The organism is Spirochaetota bacterium, from assembly GCA_038043445.1.
In the GTDB taxonomy this organism is placed as follows: Bacteria; Spirochaetota; Brachyspiria; order Brachyspirales; family JACRPF01; genus JBBTBY01.
Map to the genome: position 1 here is coordinate 1 of JBBTBY010000145.1, position 14010 is coordinate 14010.

14 protein-coding genes are annotated in these 14010 nt (G+C 55.9%); 9 read left to right on the top strand and 5 right to left on the bottom strand.

Annotated elements, in window-relative coordinates; genetic code table 11:
• From AABZ39_18745 to AABZ39_18755, 3 genes are all read left to right on the top strand, one after another.
• The coding region (locus tag AABZ39_18745; GenBank protein MEK6796819.1) for a hypothetical protein at window positions 1-572 on the top strand (572 nt) is incomplete at its 5' end.
• Window positions 573-825: 253 nt separating this feature from the next.
• A complete protein-coding gene (locus AABZ39_18750) occupies window positions 826-1065 on the top strand; it encodes a DUF2283 domain-containing protein (GenBank protein ID MEK6796820.1) in 240 nt (79 codons plus the stop codon).
• 167 nt (window positions 1066-1232) lie between these two features.
• The gene (locus AABZ39_18755) at window positions 1233-1961 is read left to right on the top strand and encodes a TlyA family RNA methyltransferase (protein MEK6796821.1); all 729 of its coding nucleotides are present in this window, start codon (window positions 1233-1235) and stop codon (window positions 1959-1961) included.
• Window positions 1962-1963: 2 nt separating this feature from the next.
• On the opposite strand, the gene AABZ39_18760 is transcribed toward AABZ39_18755, so the two are convergent.
• On the bottom strand, window positions 1964-3367 hold the full coding sequence (locus AABZ39_18760) for a cobyric acid synthase (protein ID MEK6796822.1): 1404 nt from the start codon (window positions 3365-3367) through the stop codon (window positions 1964-1966).
• A gap of 89 nt (window positions 3368-3456) precedes the next feature.
• Here AABZ39_18760 and AABZ39_18765 point away from each other — a divergent pair, with 89 nt between their 5' ends.
• Both AABZ39_18765 and nadD read left to right on the top strand, forming a co-directional pair.
• Window positions 3457-4701: a glutamate-5-semialdehyde dehydrogenase gene (locus tag AABZ39_18765; GenBank protein MEK6796823.1), complete on the top strand. Its 1245-nt coding sequence runs from the start codon at window positions 3457-3459 to the stop codon at window positions 4699-4701.
• Entirely contained in the window at window positions 4698-5288 is a 591-nt protein-coding gene (gene nadD, locus AABZ39_18770; GenBank protein ID MEK6796824.1) for a nicotinate-nucleotide adenylyltransferase, read from the top strand. Before AABZ39_18765 ends, nadD begins: the two co-directional genes overlap by 4 nt.
• Before the next feature lie 19 nt (window positions 5289-5307).
• Here the strand turns inward: nadD and AABZ39_18775 are convergent, their stop codons facing one another.
• Complete coding sequence (locus tag AABZ39_18775) at window positions 5308-5793, bottom strand: ferritin (GenBank protein ID MEK6796825.1); 486 nt, start codon at window positions 5791-5793, stop codon at window positions 5308-5310.
• Between the two features lie 296 nt (window positions 5794-6089).
• Between AABZ39_18775 and AABZ39_18780 the strand changes: the two genes are divergently transcribed.
• The 3 genes from AABZ39_18780 to AABZ39_18790 all read left to right on the top strand — a co-directional run bounded on the left by AABZ39_18780 (window position 6090) and on the right by AABZ39_18790 (window position 8310).
• Entirely contained in the window at window positions 6090-6539 is a 450-nt protein-coding gene (locus tag AABZ39_18780) for a phosphoribosyl-AMP cyclohydrolase (GenBank protein ID MEK6796826.1), read from the top strand.
• Between the two features lie 6 nt (window positions 6540-6545).
• Window positions 6546-7589: a hypothetical protein gene (locus AABZ39_18785; GenBank protein ID MEK6796827.1), complete on the top strand. Its 1044-nt coding sequence runs from the start codon at window positions 6546-6548 to the stop codon at window positions 7587-7589.
• A gap of 307 nt (window positions 7590-7896) precedes the next feature.
• Window positions 7897-8310 carry an MmpS family transport accessory protein gene (locus tag AABZ39_18790; GenBank protein ID MEK6796828.1) on the top strand — a complete coding sequence of 138 codons (414 nt, stop codon included), beginning with the start codon at window positions 7897-7899 and terminating at the stop codon, window positions 8308-8310.
• A gap of 1 nt (window position 8311) precedes the next feature.
• Here AABZ39_18790 and AABZ39_18795 read toward each other — a convergent pair whose 3' ends face one another.
• From AABZ39_18795 to AABZ39_18805, 3 genes are all read right to left on the bottom strand, one after another.
• Complete coding sequence (locus tag AABZ39_18795; GenBank protein ID MEK6796829.1) at window positions 8312-11251, bottom strand: FAD-dependent oxidoreductase; 2940 nt, start codon at window positions 11249-11251, stop codon at window positions 8312-8314.
• 118 nt (window positions 11252-11369) lie between these two features.
• Entirely contained in the window at window positions 11370-11831 is a 462-nt protein-coding gene (locus tag AABZ39_18800) for a putative toxin-antitoxin system toxin component, PIN family (protein MEK6796830.1), read from the bottom strand.
• Between the two features lie 6 nt (window positions 11832-11837).
• On the bottom strand, window positions 11838-12113 hold the full coding sequence (locus AABZ39_18805) for a hypothetical protein (protein MEK6796831.1): 276 nt from the start codon (window positions 12111-12113) through the stop codon (window positions 11838-11840).
• Window positions 12114-12117: 4 nt separating this feature from the next.
• Between AABZ39_18805 and AABZ39_18810 the strand changes: the two genes are divergently transcribed.
• Window positions 12118-14010: hypothetical protein (locus AABZ39_18810; protein MEK6796832.1), on the top strand; the 1893-nt coding region annotated here is incomplete at its 3' end.

Consider the following 14010-nt stretch of genomic DNA (forward strand, 5'->3'; position numbering starts at 1 on the left):
TGAAGCAGCGAAATGATCAGAGCGGGATGATTGAAAACGTCAACGAGCGGACCGAAATCGGACGTGTGAAGGTTGTCTCAGTTGCTGTAACAGAATCGAAAGGCATTATTATTTCTGGACATATGGTCTCGGGCAGTTTGGTAGATTTCAACTTGTTGCCGTGGAACTATCCAGAGCCGTGGCTTGTAGCTGGTATATCAATCCTATCCCCTGCAGCAGGATCATTTATGGTAAAAGACAATCTTGCGGGTAAAATTGTTGGTATAACGACAGAGATTCTGCGTGATATTTGTTTGTTGGAAATCATTACCGGAAGATTCTATAGCGGATCAAGTTCTTTTGAGGGTGGTATTCTGAAGGGAAGATATGAAACACCGTTAACTTTGCTTATCCCATGCGCAAGTGTAACGGTCGCAGCTGCTATCGTTTCAATGATTTTTGCTTTTTACAATACTTCCAAATATGATGAATTATCGAAATTTGCATGCGCGAATGAACAGCCTTTCATGTTTGCCATTGAACCAACACCGGAATTCGACGGTATGAGCGCGCGATTTGCGGTGAGGTGGTAGAAATTGGAAATACGGCTGCATCCACACGCAATTGCTCGGCTTGCCGAGCGAGGCGCAAGCGATCGAAACGGTTCGCAATGGGGAAAGGTTTCCCGCTAAGTTCGGCCGTATCGGATTTCGGCATAATTTTCGTTTCGACGGTATTTGGCGCGGAGAAACGTATAATACAAAGCAGATAGAGGCCTATGCGGTGGAAGAGCTGGGCCACTGGATAATTATCACCGTTATAGTAAAATACTATTAGGAGTTGCGTATGCAAGTCAGTTACGACCCGACATACAATATCGCCTATATCCGTCTTCGGGAAAAAGCGGAGAATGTCGAAACGATCAAGATAAGCGATGAGCTTTCGATCGATGTAGCCCCGGACGGCAGGGTATGCGGTCTGGAACTCATGAATGCGAATGAACAGCTTGGTATCAATGCAAAGGAACCCTTCCAATTCATAAATGAGAAAAGCCACCGGAAGGTTGAACTGCCTCTGGGGATATAGTCGATACAAGCGGTGAGACTAGGCGCAAAAAAGTGCGTGATTTGCGGTTCGGTGGTGAATAACCCCTAACCCCCAACCCCCAACCCCTTCAAAAGGGGAAAGGGGAGCCAAGGATGTAGAATGCTACAAGAAATTATAAATGGCGGGGAAAGGGGTTATTCCAACCAATGAAAACCCGCCTCGATGACAAATTAGTCGAACTCTCCCTCGCCGATAGCCGTGCAAAAGCGCAGGCGCTCATCATGGCAGGCGAGGTATTCGTCAACGGCGAGCGAATCGACAAAAAAGCGCATCCGGTAAAGACCACCGATGAGATTACCGTTCGCGAGAAGCCGCCCTTCGTTTCGCGCGGCGGGGAAAAGCTCGCGCATGCCCTCGATAATTTCGCCGTCGATGTGAAGGAACATGTTGCGATAGATATCGGTGCGTCGACCGGCGGGTTTACCGATTGTCTGCTTCAGCGCGGCGCTTCGTTCGTGCACGCCCTCGATGTCGGTCACGGCCAGCTCGCCTACTCGCTTCGTATAGACAAGCGCGTGAAAGTGTATGAGGGCGTCAATGCGCGTCATCTGGACACCATGCGTTTCGAGCCCGTACCGACGATAGCCGTTACCGATGTATCGTTCATATCCGTGCTCCGCATTGCGCCGGCGGTGCGCGCTTCATTCCCGGGGCTTACCGCATGGATAGTGCTCATCAAACCGCAATTCGAGGCTGAACGCAGGGAAGTGCCGCGCGGCGGCGTGATACGCGATGAGGCGCTCAGGGAACGGATAGTGTCCCGATTCGCTGACAGCATACAGAAGCTGGGGTTCACATCACAAGGTATCATCCCATCGCCGATAACCGGTGCGAAAGGGAATGTCGAGTATCTCGTGCATTTGACCGTGCGATAATGCTATCGCACGATCGAATCCAATATATCGTTGGGAATATGCCCTGACAGATAATCCGCGAGCCTGTTGAACGTGTCATCGAGCACCGGGGCATCGGCACCGAAGAGCGCATGGATGACAGGAGCGTTCTCGAAAAGCCCGTGCAGATATACGGCGAGAATATTCCCGCGATGAAAGCCGATGCCGTTCCCGATGACGCCGTCGGCGGTCGTCTGCATGATGCCGTGACGTATCTCGTATCCTTTCACGGCAAGCCCCGAGAGCGGCGCCCAATAGTTCGAGAGCGTCCCGAAACCGAGCTCTGCATGACGCTGCACTTTCTCCCGTTCGTATACGGTACTGAACGGAAGCAACGCGAGCGCCTTCCCCTCACCTTCCACACCGTACGGATCGCGCAATTCCGTGCCGAGCATCTGCAGTCCTCCGCATACCGCAAGGAGCGGTTTTCCCGCATTCACATGGGAGCGAATGGGCGCATCAAGCCTTTTCTCGATGAGCCATGACAGATCGTTCGCGACATGTTTCGACCCGGGGAGAACGATGAGATCGGCACTTTCCAGATCTGCGGCATCGCGCGTCCATACGAGCTTAATACCGGGAATATTCTTGAGCGGCTGGAATTCATCGAGATTGGAGATGTGCGGGTACACGAGCACGGCGATGGTGAAACCGCTCCCTGTCCTTCTGTCGTCGAACACGCCGTCCTCTTCGGGGAGTCCGTGTCCGTACCACATCGGGAGCACGCCTATCGTCGGTATACCGGTCTTCGCTTCGAGCATAGCCGGTCCCGGTGCGAGGAGCGCGGCATCGCCGCGGAAGCGGTTGAGGATGAAACCCTTGATGAGCGCGCGTTCATCTTCCGGCAGAAGCGCCCATGTCCCGTAGAGATGGGCGAATGCGCCGCCGCGGTCGATGTCGGCGACAAGAACGGCATTGGCCGACACCTCTTTCGCCACGCGCATATTGACGATATCAGAATGCGATAGATTTATCTCCGCGGGACTGCCTGCACCTTCTATCACGACGATATCATATTCGCGCGTAAGCTCGTGCAATGCCTCTCGTATCGACGGCCATACGGCGTTCGACCTGTCATGCCACGGCATATCGGTCAATTCCCGCGATACTTTCCCGAGGTGTATCACTTGGCTCGCCGTATCCGCTTCCGGCTTGAGAAGAATGGGATTCATTCGTACTTCGGGAACGGCCCTCGCCGCAAGCGCCTGAAAATACTGAGCGCTCCCTATCTCACCGCCGTCGGCGATACGCGCATTATTGGACATGTTCTGCGCCTTGAACGGGGCGACGCGATATCCTTTGTTCGCGTAATATCGGCAGAACGCAGTGGCGAGAAAGCTCTTGCCTGCGCCGCTCGTCGTGCCGAGCACCATTATCGCTTTGCCCATGGGTTTCCTCTGCCGAGAGTATATCATCACCCGGCCCGCTTGATAATCCCCCTTCTTTCAGTATACTTACCGTACACAAGGATAATGATATGAATGAATATGTCCTCACTACCGCTCACAAGGCCAAGGAAGCATCGTACACGCTCGCGCGCATGAACGGCGCGGAGAAGGACCGCGCGCTTTCGCTCGTCATCGAAGCGCTCAGGGAAAAGCGCGAGATAATACTTTCCGAGAACGCGGCCGATGTCGCCCTCGCAAAGCAGAACGGTCTTTCCGCCGCCATGACGGACCGGCTCACGCTTACCGCGAAACGCTTTGATGCCATGCTCGCGACGATAGACGATGTGATACGGCAGCACGACCCCGTCGGCGCGTACACCGAGATCAAACGCCGCGATGACGGACTTCTCATCGGCAAAATGCGCGCGCCTATCGGCGTCGTTTTCGTTATCTACGAATCGCGCCCCACGGTCACCGTGGATGCGTTCGCGCTCTCGTTCAAGAGCGGCAATGCGGTGATACTCCGCGGCGGAAGCGAAGCGATAAAATCGAACACGGCCATCATGAAAGCGATAAAGACCGGTCTCAAGAAAGCAGGGGTCGCCGAGCATGCGGCCTCCATGGTGGAACACACCGACCGCGCGCTCATCGCCGATTTCGGCAAGCTCACGAAGCACATCGATGTCATCATCGCCCGCGGGGGCGAGGCGCTCATCAATTATGTGCAGGCGGAAAGCCGCGTCCCTGTCATCTGCCACGATAAGGGTATCTGTCACGTCTATATCGAAAAGGATGCCGAAAAGCACGAAGCGATAGCCATTGCAGTGAACGCGAAGGTCGATCGCCCCGGCGTATGCAATGCCATGGAGGCGCTGCTCATCAATAAGGATTTCCCCCACACGAAAGAGATGCTCGATGCGCTTGCCGCGAAAGGTGTTGCGCTCCGCGGGTGCTCGCGCACGAAAGCGATCATGCCTTCCGTTGCGGATGCGACGGCCGAGGATTGGGATACCGAATATCTTGATCTCATTCTTTCGGTGAAGATGGTCGACGGAATCGCGGACGCGATATCGCATATCAATCGCCACGGATCGCATCACACCGACGCAATAGTGACGCGAGACATTGCACTTGCCGAGCGTTTCAAGGGCGAGATCGATTCCGCCGTCGTCATGGTCAATGCTTCCACGCGCTTATCCGACGGCGGCGAGTTCGGTCTCGGCGGCGAGATAGGGATATCCAATCAGAAGCTCCACGTACGCGGACCCATGGGCCTTGTCGATCTCACCACGCTCAAATACGTCGTCATGGGCGCGGGACATATCCGCGGATGAGATGCGCGATACTCGGCGGGAGCTTCAATCCGATACACGTCGGCCACCTGATACTTGCACAGGAAGTGCTCCGTACGACGGATATCGAACGTATCATCTTCATCCCCGCTGCCGTGCCGCCGCATAAGAGCATCATCCGTGATGTCCCCGCGTCGGAACGATTGCTCATGGTCAAGGCTTCCGTCAAAGGCGACAGACGTTTCGAAGTATGCGATCATGAGATACAGCGCGGCGGATTATCCTATACCATAGATACGGTCGCCCATATCATGGCGTCACGGCGTGATATCGATGGGATGCTCTCCGTCATCATCGGCGATGATCTGATCGAGAGCCTTTCGACGTGGCATCGCATCGACGAGCTTTCGCGCATGGTGAATTTCATCGTCGCCACCCGCGAGGATACCGTTGAAAAGGCGAAACGCGACATGCCCTTCCCGGCCGCGTACTGCGTCATGCCGAAGATAGATATCTCATCGACGATGCTGCGCGAGCGGCTGGCCGCAGGTGAAGAATGCCGCTACCTCATCCCCGACGGTGCTTATCGCATCATCAAAAATAAGGGACTATACCGCTCGAACAAATGACCGTCGGGGGACCGTGCGTTCATTCGCGTTTGCCGAGCCTGTGATCAAGCTGATACAGTGCGCCGGAGCCGGCGGGGATGTGTTTGAGGAGATCGAGTATCTTCGCCGCGTTCTTCTCTTCCTCCACCTGCTCGTTCACGAACCATTGTATGAATACCTTGGTGGGCCTGTCGTTCACCGCATCGGCGGCATCGGCGATCGCGTTGATTAGTCCGGTCACCTTCTGCTCATGTGCATATACCTTCTCGAACACATCGAGCGGCGATGCGAAATCTGCGGTCGGTTCGGCTATTGCCTGCAGTTTTATCCGTACACCCCGGTCGCTCAGGAATTCGAACATCTTCTTTCCATGCCCCTGCTCCTCGGCGGCCTGCTTGTGCATCCAATGTGCGAACCCGTCCAGGTTCGTATGCTCAAAATGTGCCGCCATAGCGACGTACAGGTAGGCGGAATACCACTCGGCATTCACCTGTTCCTGAATGAGCTTTTCCAGTTTCTGATCCATGTTCATCCTCCGATATCCTATTAAGCGTTCGAATGACACGTACCGGTCATATCGATATCCGTTCACAGCGAATATACGAATCTATTCCATGGTGTCAATGTCCTGTCCGGACGCATCTCAGTGCGGCATGGCCCGAATTATCACGTAAGAAAAATGCAACCACAGAGAAAAAGCGGAGAACACAGAGGAATGTGGTGTTTTGTTTTCACCCAACAGGTGATTCCGTTTTTTTACTCTTTCTGCCTTCTCCTCCATATTCCTCTGTGGTTTTTCTTAACTTATATGATGCTTTGGGCATGATCCGGCGATTGACGATACACGTCATGTCGGATATACTGGCCGCCGAACATACAACGGCGGTACTCATGGGAAAAGAATACACGAACGAACTTCTGCTCGATTTCGGTGCAGACGGCACAACGCTCATACCGGTGGTGACGCAGGATGCCGTCACGAAGGAAGTGCTGATACTCGCCTTCGCGAACAAGGACGCGTTCGATGAAACGGTGAAGAGCGGTCATGCGACATACTGGAGCCGGAGCAGGAACGAATTATGGAAGAAGGGGATGACTTCGGGTGATATGCTTCGCATTATCGAGATTCGGATCAACTGCGAACAGAACTCGCTTCTCTACCTGGTGAAACCTGAGGGAAAGGGTGCGTGTCATGCAAAGAAGGCCGACGGGAGTCCGTACCGCTCATGCTATTACCGGAAGATATCCGGCAGCAAACTGGAAATGGTGTAATCACCGATGGAAATACTGAAAATTGGAATGCCTTCGGGCTCGCTCGCCGACCCCAATCGCGGCGGCAATCTCGTAAAGCTCCTTGAGAACGCCGGGTTCAAAGCCTCCGGCTACGAGGCAGGCGGACCCACGAAGTTCACGACCGTGCCTTTTCTCTACGGCTGGGACGGGCGCCCGCAGGAATTCGGTTCGCAGCTCGCGCTCGATGAACTTGATGCCGCCATCGCCGGTGATGACTGGATACGGGAGCGGGTCATCGAGTTCAAGCTTGAATACGGCAGGGAGCTATCGCTTGAAAAAGTGCTTTCGCTCAAACGCGGCGGTGTTAAGCTTGTCGGCATCATCAAAGACGATGCAGCGGCGAACACAACCAGGGAATTCCTTTCAACGCTTGATAAGGACAAGAAGATCATCACGGTAGTATCTGAAATGCCGTATATGGCACTCAATTGGCTTCGCATGGAACTGTCGGCGCTCGGCCTGCTCGATCGGTTCGAAAAATATTCGGTGCAGAAATACCGCACACCGGCAAAGATCGAATCCGGTATCGTCGTCTATGAGACCTGGGGCAAGACCGAAGCGAAGGTCAAGAACGGCGGGGCCGACATAGGGCTTGAGATAACGCAGACCGGCAGCGCCATACGCAATTACGGACTTAAGATGATCGATACCGTGTTCGAATCGGAAACGGGGATTTACATCAACCCATTGCTCAAGAACAATGCCGAGAAGAAAGAGCTCCTCAGAATGTTCCTTCTCAATCTCTACGGCACGGTGAACGCCGAGAACAAGGTGATGCTGCTGTTTAACGTGCCGAACGCACGGCTGAACGACGTCATCAAATACCTTACGGATAACAAACTTTTCGGCGATGAGCCGACGGTGAATAAGGGGAAAGAGTTCACGGAACTGAGCATACAGGTGGACATGTCGAACACAGGGCTTCCGCTTGCAAAGATACGCTATGATCTCCTCAAGCTGACAGCGAAGAATATCGAGACGATACCGCTGAGCTCGTCGATACCGTCGCTGGATATCGTGAATTTATAGCGGGTGCCCCGTCGACAAAGCCCTTTGCCTTCGGCGGTGATCATTGGTACATCGAGGGGATCGTCGGACACCTCGACCTCGCGCGCCATGGGGCCGCTCTTGCGCTCTACGATCTTGTCACGAAGGGTTTTATGGACCGCGACGGCGCCTGCGACATCGCACGAAACATATTCCATAGAAATCAGGAACGGGTTTTCCGTCTTTCATGATCGTTTCGGGATGCAGTGAGTTACTGATACAATGTCCGGTATGTTGATTTATCCGGATTATATTGTATAGTGACAGCATGCTATCGGAGGGTATTTCCATGAGATCAGGGATACGAACAACGCTCATCGGCACACTGGCGAGCATGATGGTCGTGCTGTCATGTGTCAAAACGAACCCGACAAACCCTGTTGTCGCTCCGCCGGTCTATACAATAACGTATTCGGTGACCGCGTCTTCTTCAACGTCCACGAAGATCTGGTATAACGATGTGAACGGCGCGAGCATCACGAATCAGACGGCGGGGAATACGCCTTTTTCGACAAGCTTTACCACTGCAGATACATCGTTCCTGTGCGGTCTCTCATGCCAGAACAGTGTCAGTGCCGGGAGCGTGACGATCGATATTCTTATCAACAATGTTGTCGAGGCTCATCGTACCGCGAACATGGGCATGACCGGTGCGCCGGCATTTGCGACCACGAACGGCACGATAGCATTTTTCATCCAGTAGCTCAACGCAGCGCTGCGAGCGTTTTCCGGGCATGGTCCCTGAGGAAGCAGTGGACATCACCGGCATAGCGTGAAAGAATGCGTTTCCCGCTGAGCGATCCGCATAGAAAAGCAGCGGCTGCGAGACAGATCTCAAGATAGGCGAGCATGTATCGCGGTGATCGACCGCTGTGCATCGGGGTATCATATCCCGTAATACCCGTGCGCCTTAGAAGCGCATCCATGGGCTTTTTCAGCGCTTTGCCCGGATGGCGTTCCACGGCAAAGGCGATGTTCCGAAGCCGTTGATAGAACGGCTCGGATACGATGTCGCCCCGGTTGGAATCATAGGGCATTATCTTCGGGGTCACGGTGCCGAGACCGGGGACGGCGTCGATGATATGCGCAAGCGATGTATCGAACATGCCGTGAGCGCCGCTCCTTCCCGCCATGATAAGAAGACGATTGACTATGGAGTGATCGTCGCGCCCCTCGCCGAGCGCTGCGACAACGGTACGTATCGCATTGAGCCGCGGCGGCGTGCGATGACGTCCCTCGGCAACGGCCCGTGCAAGCACGTCGGCAAGATATTCCCCGCCTGCGGCGGAACCATGCCATGCAAGCGCCATTGCAGCGAACGTCCGCTCTGAAAAGTAGCGATCGCCCTGCTGAGCACTCTGCTCAAAACGCTTCGTGAGGATCGGCACCGCCTCCGTTGTATCAAGCCTGAGCATGCGGTCGAACTGTGCGAACCCTCCGTCATCTGGTCCCGTATGAACGGCACCGTCATCCAGAGAGAACGCCCATTCGGGCAGAATGCCCTTGGTACGCATGTCCGCCTGCAGTACCTGGATATCGATATCGCGTACTTTGCAGCCGTTCTTTACGGCATAGGCGGCCGCTGCCCCGACAGCATAACCTGCATTTTTGATATCCGCGTTCATACGGCAGAACGAGGTCGCATCGCGCTCACCGGATATCGCTTTCGCCGCCACGAAGAGGCCGTCGATGCCTTTCGGTATGAAGCAGCCGTACGGGATGCGCACACGAAGCGGTCTGCCGCTGCCGATGGTGCCGATCTTCGCAAGATCGCTCGTGGTATGCGCATGACTGTCCGCCTGCGTGCTTGCAACGGCGATGACATCATCGACGGGTGTTGCGTCGAGAATGCCGCGCATGGTGAGCGACTTCTCGCCGATGATCCTGCGCGCCTCACGCACCGTGAACATGGGCGCGATGTGGAACGGCGAATTACCGCGGTGTCCGAGCGATACCGCTCGTAAGCGTTCGGAATACATGTCGGGGCTGATGATATCCGGATCGGTAAGAAAACGATTCGCTTGGAAATTGGGACAGGGGTACACTTCTACACCCCACATGCTGTAGGACTGCATCATGCCGTCGTGCGGGTCGCCGACGGCGTACGATGCCCCGGCGAATGCGGCAACATCGCCGTCGCCGGTAGCGTCGATGGTCACCCGCGCCTTCACGGAAAAGAGACCATCCTCGTTCGCTGCGAGGATCTCCGTCAACGCTCCGTGATCTGAGCGCACACCGCATACCCGCGTGGCGGTCAGGGACCGTATGCCTCGTTCACGCGCCTTCACGGAAAGAAGATTGCTGTGGGTCAATCCGCCGTGGCCGCCGCCCCCTGCGGGCTTTATCAGTGCCGCGGCTTCTTCGGTCACGAATGTATTTACGCCGCCATGATAGCCTTCATAATAGCCCGACACGCGCCCCGCAGTATAGGTGCCTCCCGGTTCGCGGTTAAGATCGAGCGCTATCACCGATGCACCGCGCTCCGAAGCGGCGAGCATGGCAAGACCGCCCCCGGCGCCGATACCGGCAACGCAGACATCCGCGGAAAATGACGCGAGCAATGGTATCGCCCCCGGTCGTGTTACAACGCTGAGCGGTACGGTAAGTGCTTCGTCGTTATACGGCGTCAGCCCGAGTGCATCCGCAGCTGCCGACCATCCCCGTCCGACGAATATCTCTTGCGTATTACCCCTGCGTGAAGGTATCGTAAGTCCATTGATGATCGCGGCTGTGGCTGCGGCATTATCCGCAACATCATTGAGCGAAAAACCCCACTCCAGACACGGCAGCGCGCTGACATTGGTGATCGATGACGTCACATTCGGTGTGTTGTCACGGATATGCGCCTCGAAGCCGATATGCGTCAATCGGGAATCCGTGAACGCAGGAATATTCGCCCGCAGATATGCCGCGAGCGAGACCGATCTCATCCGGGCATCCGCATCGATGATGCTCTGCGTTTCGAACAGTGCTCCGGACGATGATGCCGCGAACGCATAGTCGATGACGACGGTGTCGGCGCGCAGTGTCGTGTGGAGATGAACGCTGCCGTGAAGCAGACCGTTCTCGGACGCAACGCGCGCAAGTCCTGCCCCATCGATCGATGCGATGCACGCGCTGCTTTTTCCGCTTACTCCCATTTCGAATACTGCATGTACTGTTACCGCGCCGGCGGCGACGTTCGGGCCATTGCCGAGCATGCGAAGGAGCGCGCCTCGTTCGGTGGCATCGAGCACGACCGCACTGGGCATCGAGCAGAGCCCCGCCGGACAGGCGATCATGATGCCGGCCGTTTTTCCTTCGGAGTGCGCCAGCGCAACGGCTTCCGCCTCGAACAGCACCGGGATGCGGTGCGACTCGATGATGGCCATCAATTGCTGCCGAATATATCCTTCCGCGGCAACGATCTCACCGCCGCCATGCTGAAGAAAAAGCGGCGTGAACTCGCCGGGGATACGGCGCAGCGCGGCATCATCCGCATCGCAACGGATGAAGGTGTGATCATACGCCGCGATCTCGCGCCCGAGATACGGACGCTTTTCGATCATCAAGGGATGAAAACCGCGCTTCTTCGCTTCGACCGCGGCGATGCAGCCGGTAATGCCGCCGCCGACGATGATGATATCAGGTGTTTTTTTCAGCACGTGTCGCTCCGGTCCTCAAGTCGAATACTGTTCACCGAGTATATGTTCACCCGTTCACGAGTCAAGCACGTGCAGATAAAGACGACGGGTACAGCAGAAATGCGGACGATGACCAATGCTATGGCGTAAGCATCTCCGGTGAAATGATGATCAATCTGTCGCGAAACGTTCGGTGACGTGCCAATCGCAGCAGGGCCTTGTCTCGTGTGATGAGAAATCCGGCGTCCGCCTGTATCGCAAGCTCGAGGAATTTCTGATCGTCCTTGTCCGTGCAGCGGGGAATATCCTGCGGTGAAGGTGCTGCTTCAATCTCTTCGCAGCATGACAGATACGATGTCATCAATGCCGCCTGCGTCCCCGGGGGTATTGAGAACTGTTCGTATGCGAGCACGCGCTTGAACTCATCGGCGCAATCGGTACGGATAACGGGAAGGAATTGTTTCGATCCGACTGCTGCGGAAAGATGCGTGAGTGTGGGATCGCGGAAATGCCAGAGGGCCATTACGGTATTGGTATCGAAGACGACGCGGACGGGTGCGGGGATCTTTTCGATAGAGATCTGTCCGTGCACTGCTTTCATGGTTTTCTATATGGCATGACGAGCATATTCCCTCTTTGCGTAGACGAGCATGAACTGATAATACGGGGCGACGAGCGATATCGCTCGTGTATGATAGTATGAATCGAGCACGGTGTCAAAGTCATTGTGTTTGAAGAAAGAACAGCCGGACGCGCCATTGATGAGCGTTTCGAGCATCATGGGCTCGATATCGCTGCGTGAAAGAACATATACACGAAACGGGGATCGCCGCGAACGGCTTTTGCACTGTACTTCGATCGATGATATACTTGTTCGCAGCATGTGTGTGCGATCCATTACTTTTATTCTTTTGCTCGCTGTCGGCGGCATTGTGCTGCCCCGCGATGTGAACGCACTCGATATATTCACCAACGGCTATCCGCGCACATTCTTCTTCCGCGGCGTGGAAGGGCTCGCTGCAAACCCGAGAACACCATACGAGGCATGGGCGTCCAATGCATCCAAGCTCATGGGTATCATGGGGAAATGCCTGGAAGAAGAGGTCATCGGACGCGAGGCCCGCAACCCCGAATTTTTCACACGGTTCAAGAAAGAGCATCCCTCGCAGGTCGTGCTCCTCCATTACAACGGGAATTCGCGCGATCCGATATACGAGACGGGCAGTTATTTTCCCGGACATTGGATATATCAGGAGGCGGTACGCATCACCTGCGATATCCCGGCGACGGCGGAAGATACTGTCATTACGGTGGAAAATGCCTCGCGATTCCAGACGAACATGGGGCTGCACCGGAATAGGAACGATGACATCGCGCTCTTCGGCATTGCGGCGGACGGAAGAACGCATGATTGGGACCATTGTGAGCAGGTCGTGCTTATTGCGAAGGACCATCGCAGCAATACGATAACCGTACGCCGCGGGCAGTACGGGACGAAACCGCTCGCATTCGGCAGAGGACGCGCACGGGCGGCCGCGCATGCAACGGAAGGGCCCTGGGGCGCGAAGAACGATCTGCTCTGGTTCTACAACTATACACCGCATTGTCCGCGTGACCGCGGCGGGAAGACCGCATCCGATCGGCTCATCGACGATCTAGCCCGCTGGTTCGGCCCGGCGGGAAAGCTCGCTGCGTTCGACGGCCTCGAATTCGACGTCCTCTACTCTACGACCAAGGGCGATACCGACGGTGACGGCATCGAGGACGACGGCATCGAGAGCGGCATCAACACCTACGGCATCGGCACGTATCGATATCTCGCAGCGCTCAGGGAGCGTATGGGCGAAGCGTTCATCATACAGGCCGACGGTGCGCTCGGCGACGGCGGCACACATTCGCAGCGGGGGTTCTCGGTCATCAACGGCATCGAATCGGAGGGGTGGCCCGATCTGCGCGACAACAAGATAGAGAACTGGTCGGGCGGCATGAACCGTCACTGCTTCTGGCAAAGCCGTGCGCGCGCACCGGTGTTCAATTATGTGAACCATAAATTCACCGTGCCGGCAGGTACGCCCGGCGATACGAAGAACGCCGATGTGCCGTTCTCCACGCATCGACTCGTGTTCGCGGCCTCGTGCTTTTTCGATGCGGCGATAACCTACGCGTTCGCGCCTGAACGCGAAAGCGGGGAAATGATAGGCATATGGGATGAATTGAAGCAGGGCCGCGATGACCGTATCGGATGGCTCGGCAGACCGATGGGGGAAGCGGTGCGCATGGCGCTTCGATCGCCCGACCTGCTCGCAGGAACGGGGAAACCATCCATTGCGTCGTTCCGGGCACGCATACGGACATCCGGCATGGTGAAGACGACAGAGCACGGCATACGCATCGGTGCGGAAAGCAATGATGTTACGTTCTCCATCACCGGCATTCCCTGTGCGGGCGAACTTTTTATTTCGTTAACGACGTCCGCGGAACCGATGAAGGGATATCCGTCCGCGTATGCGCGAGCGATGTGGGTACGCCTCGGCGGCACGCCGGGTGCAGCGTTGCTGCGCCCGGGCCCGGTAACATCCGGCATCGGTGAGCGGGGAAAGGCAGAGAGCGCCATCGATGAGGAGAGCGGGGCGCAATGCCGTTCCATTCCCGCGTTCGAGGCGGCCGGAGAGAAGCATGCCGCGTATTTCGTCCACCCGCCGTATAAAAGAGCGGTCGGGTACACGTACTGGGAACGCGATGCAAATATCCCCGCTGACGGCGTACTCGATCTCTACACG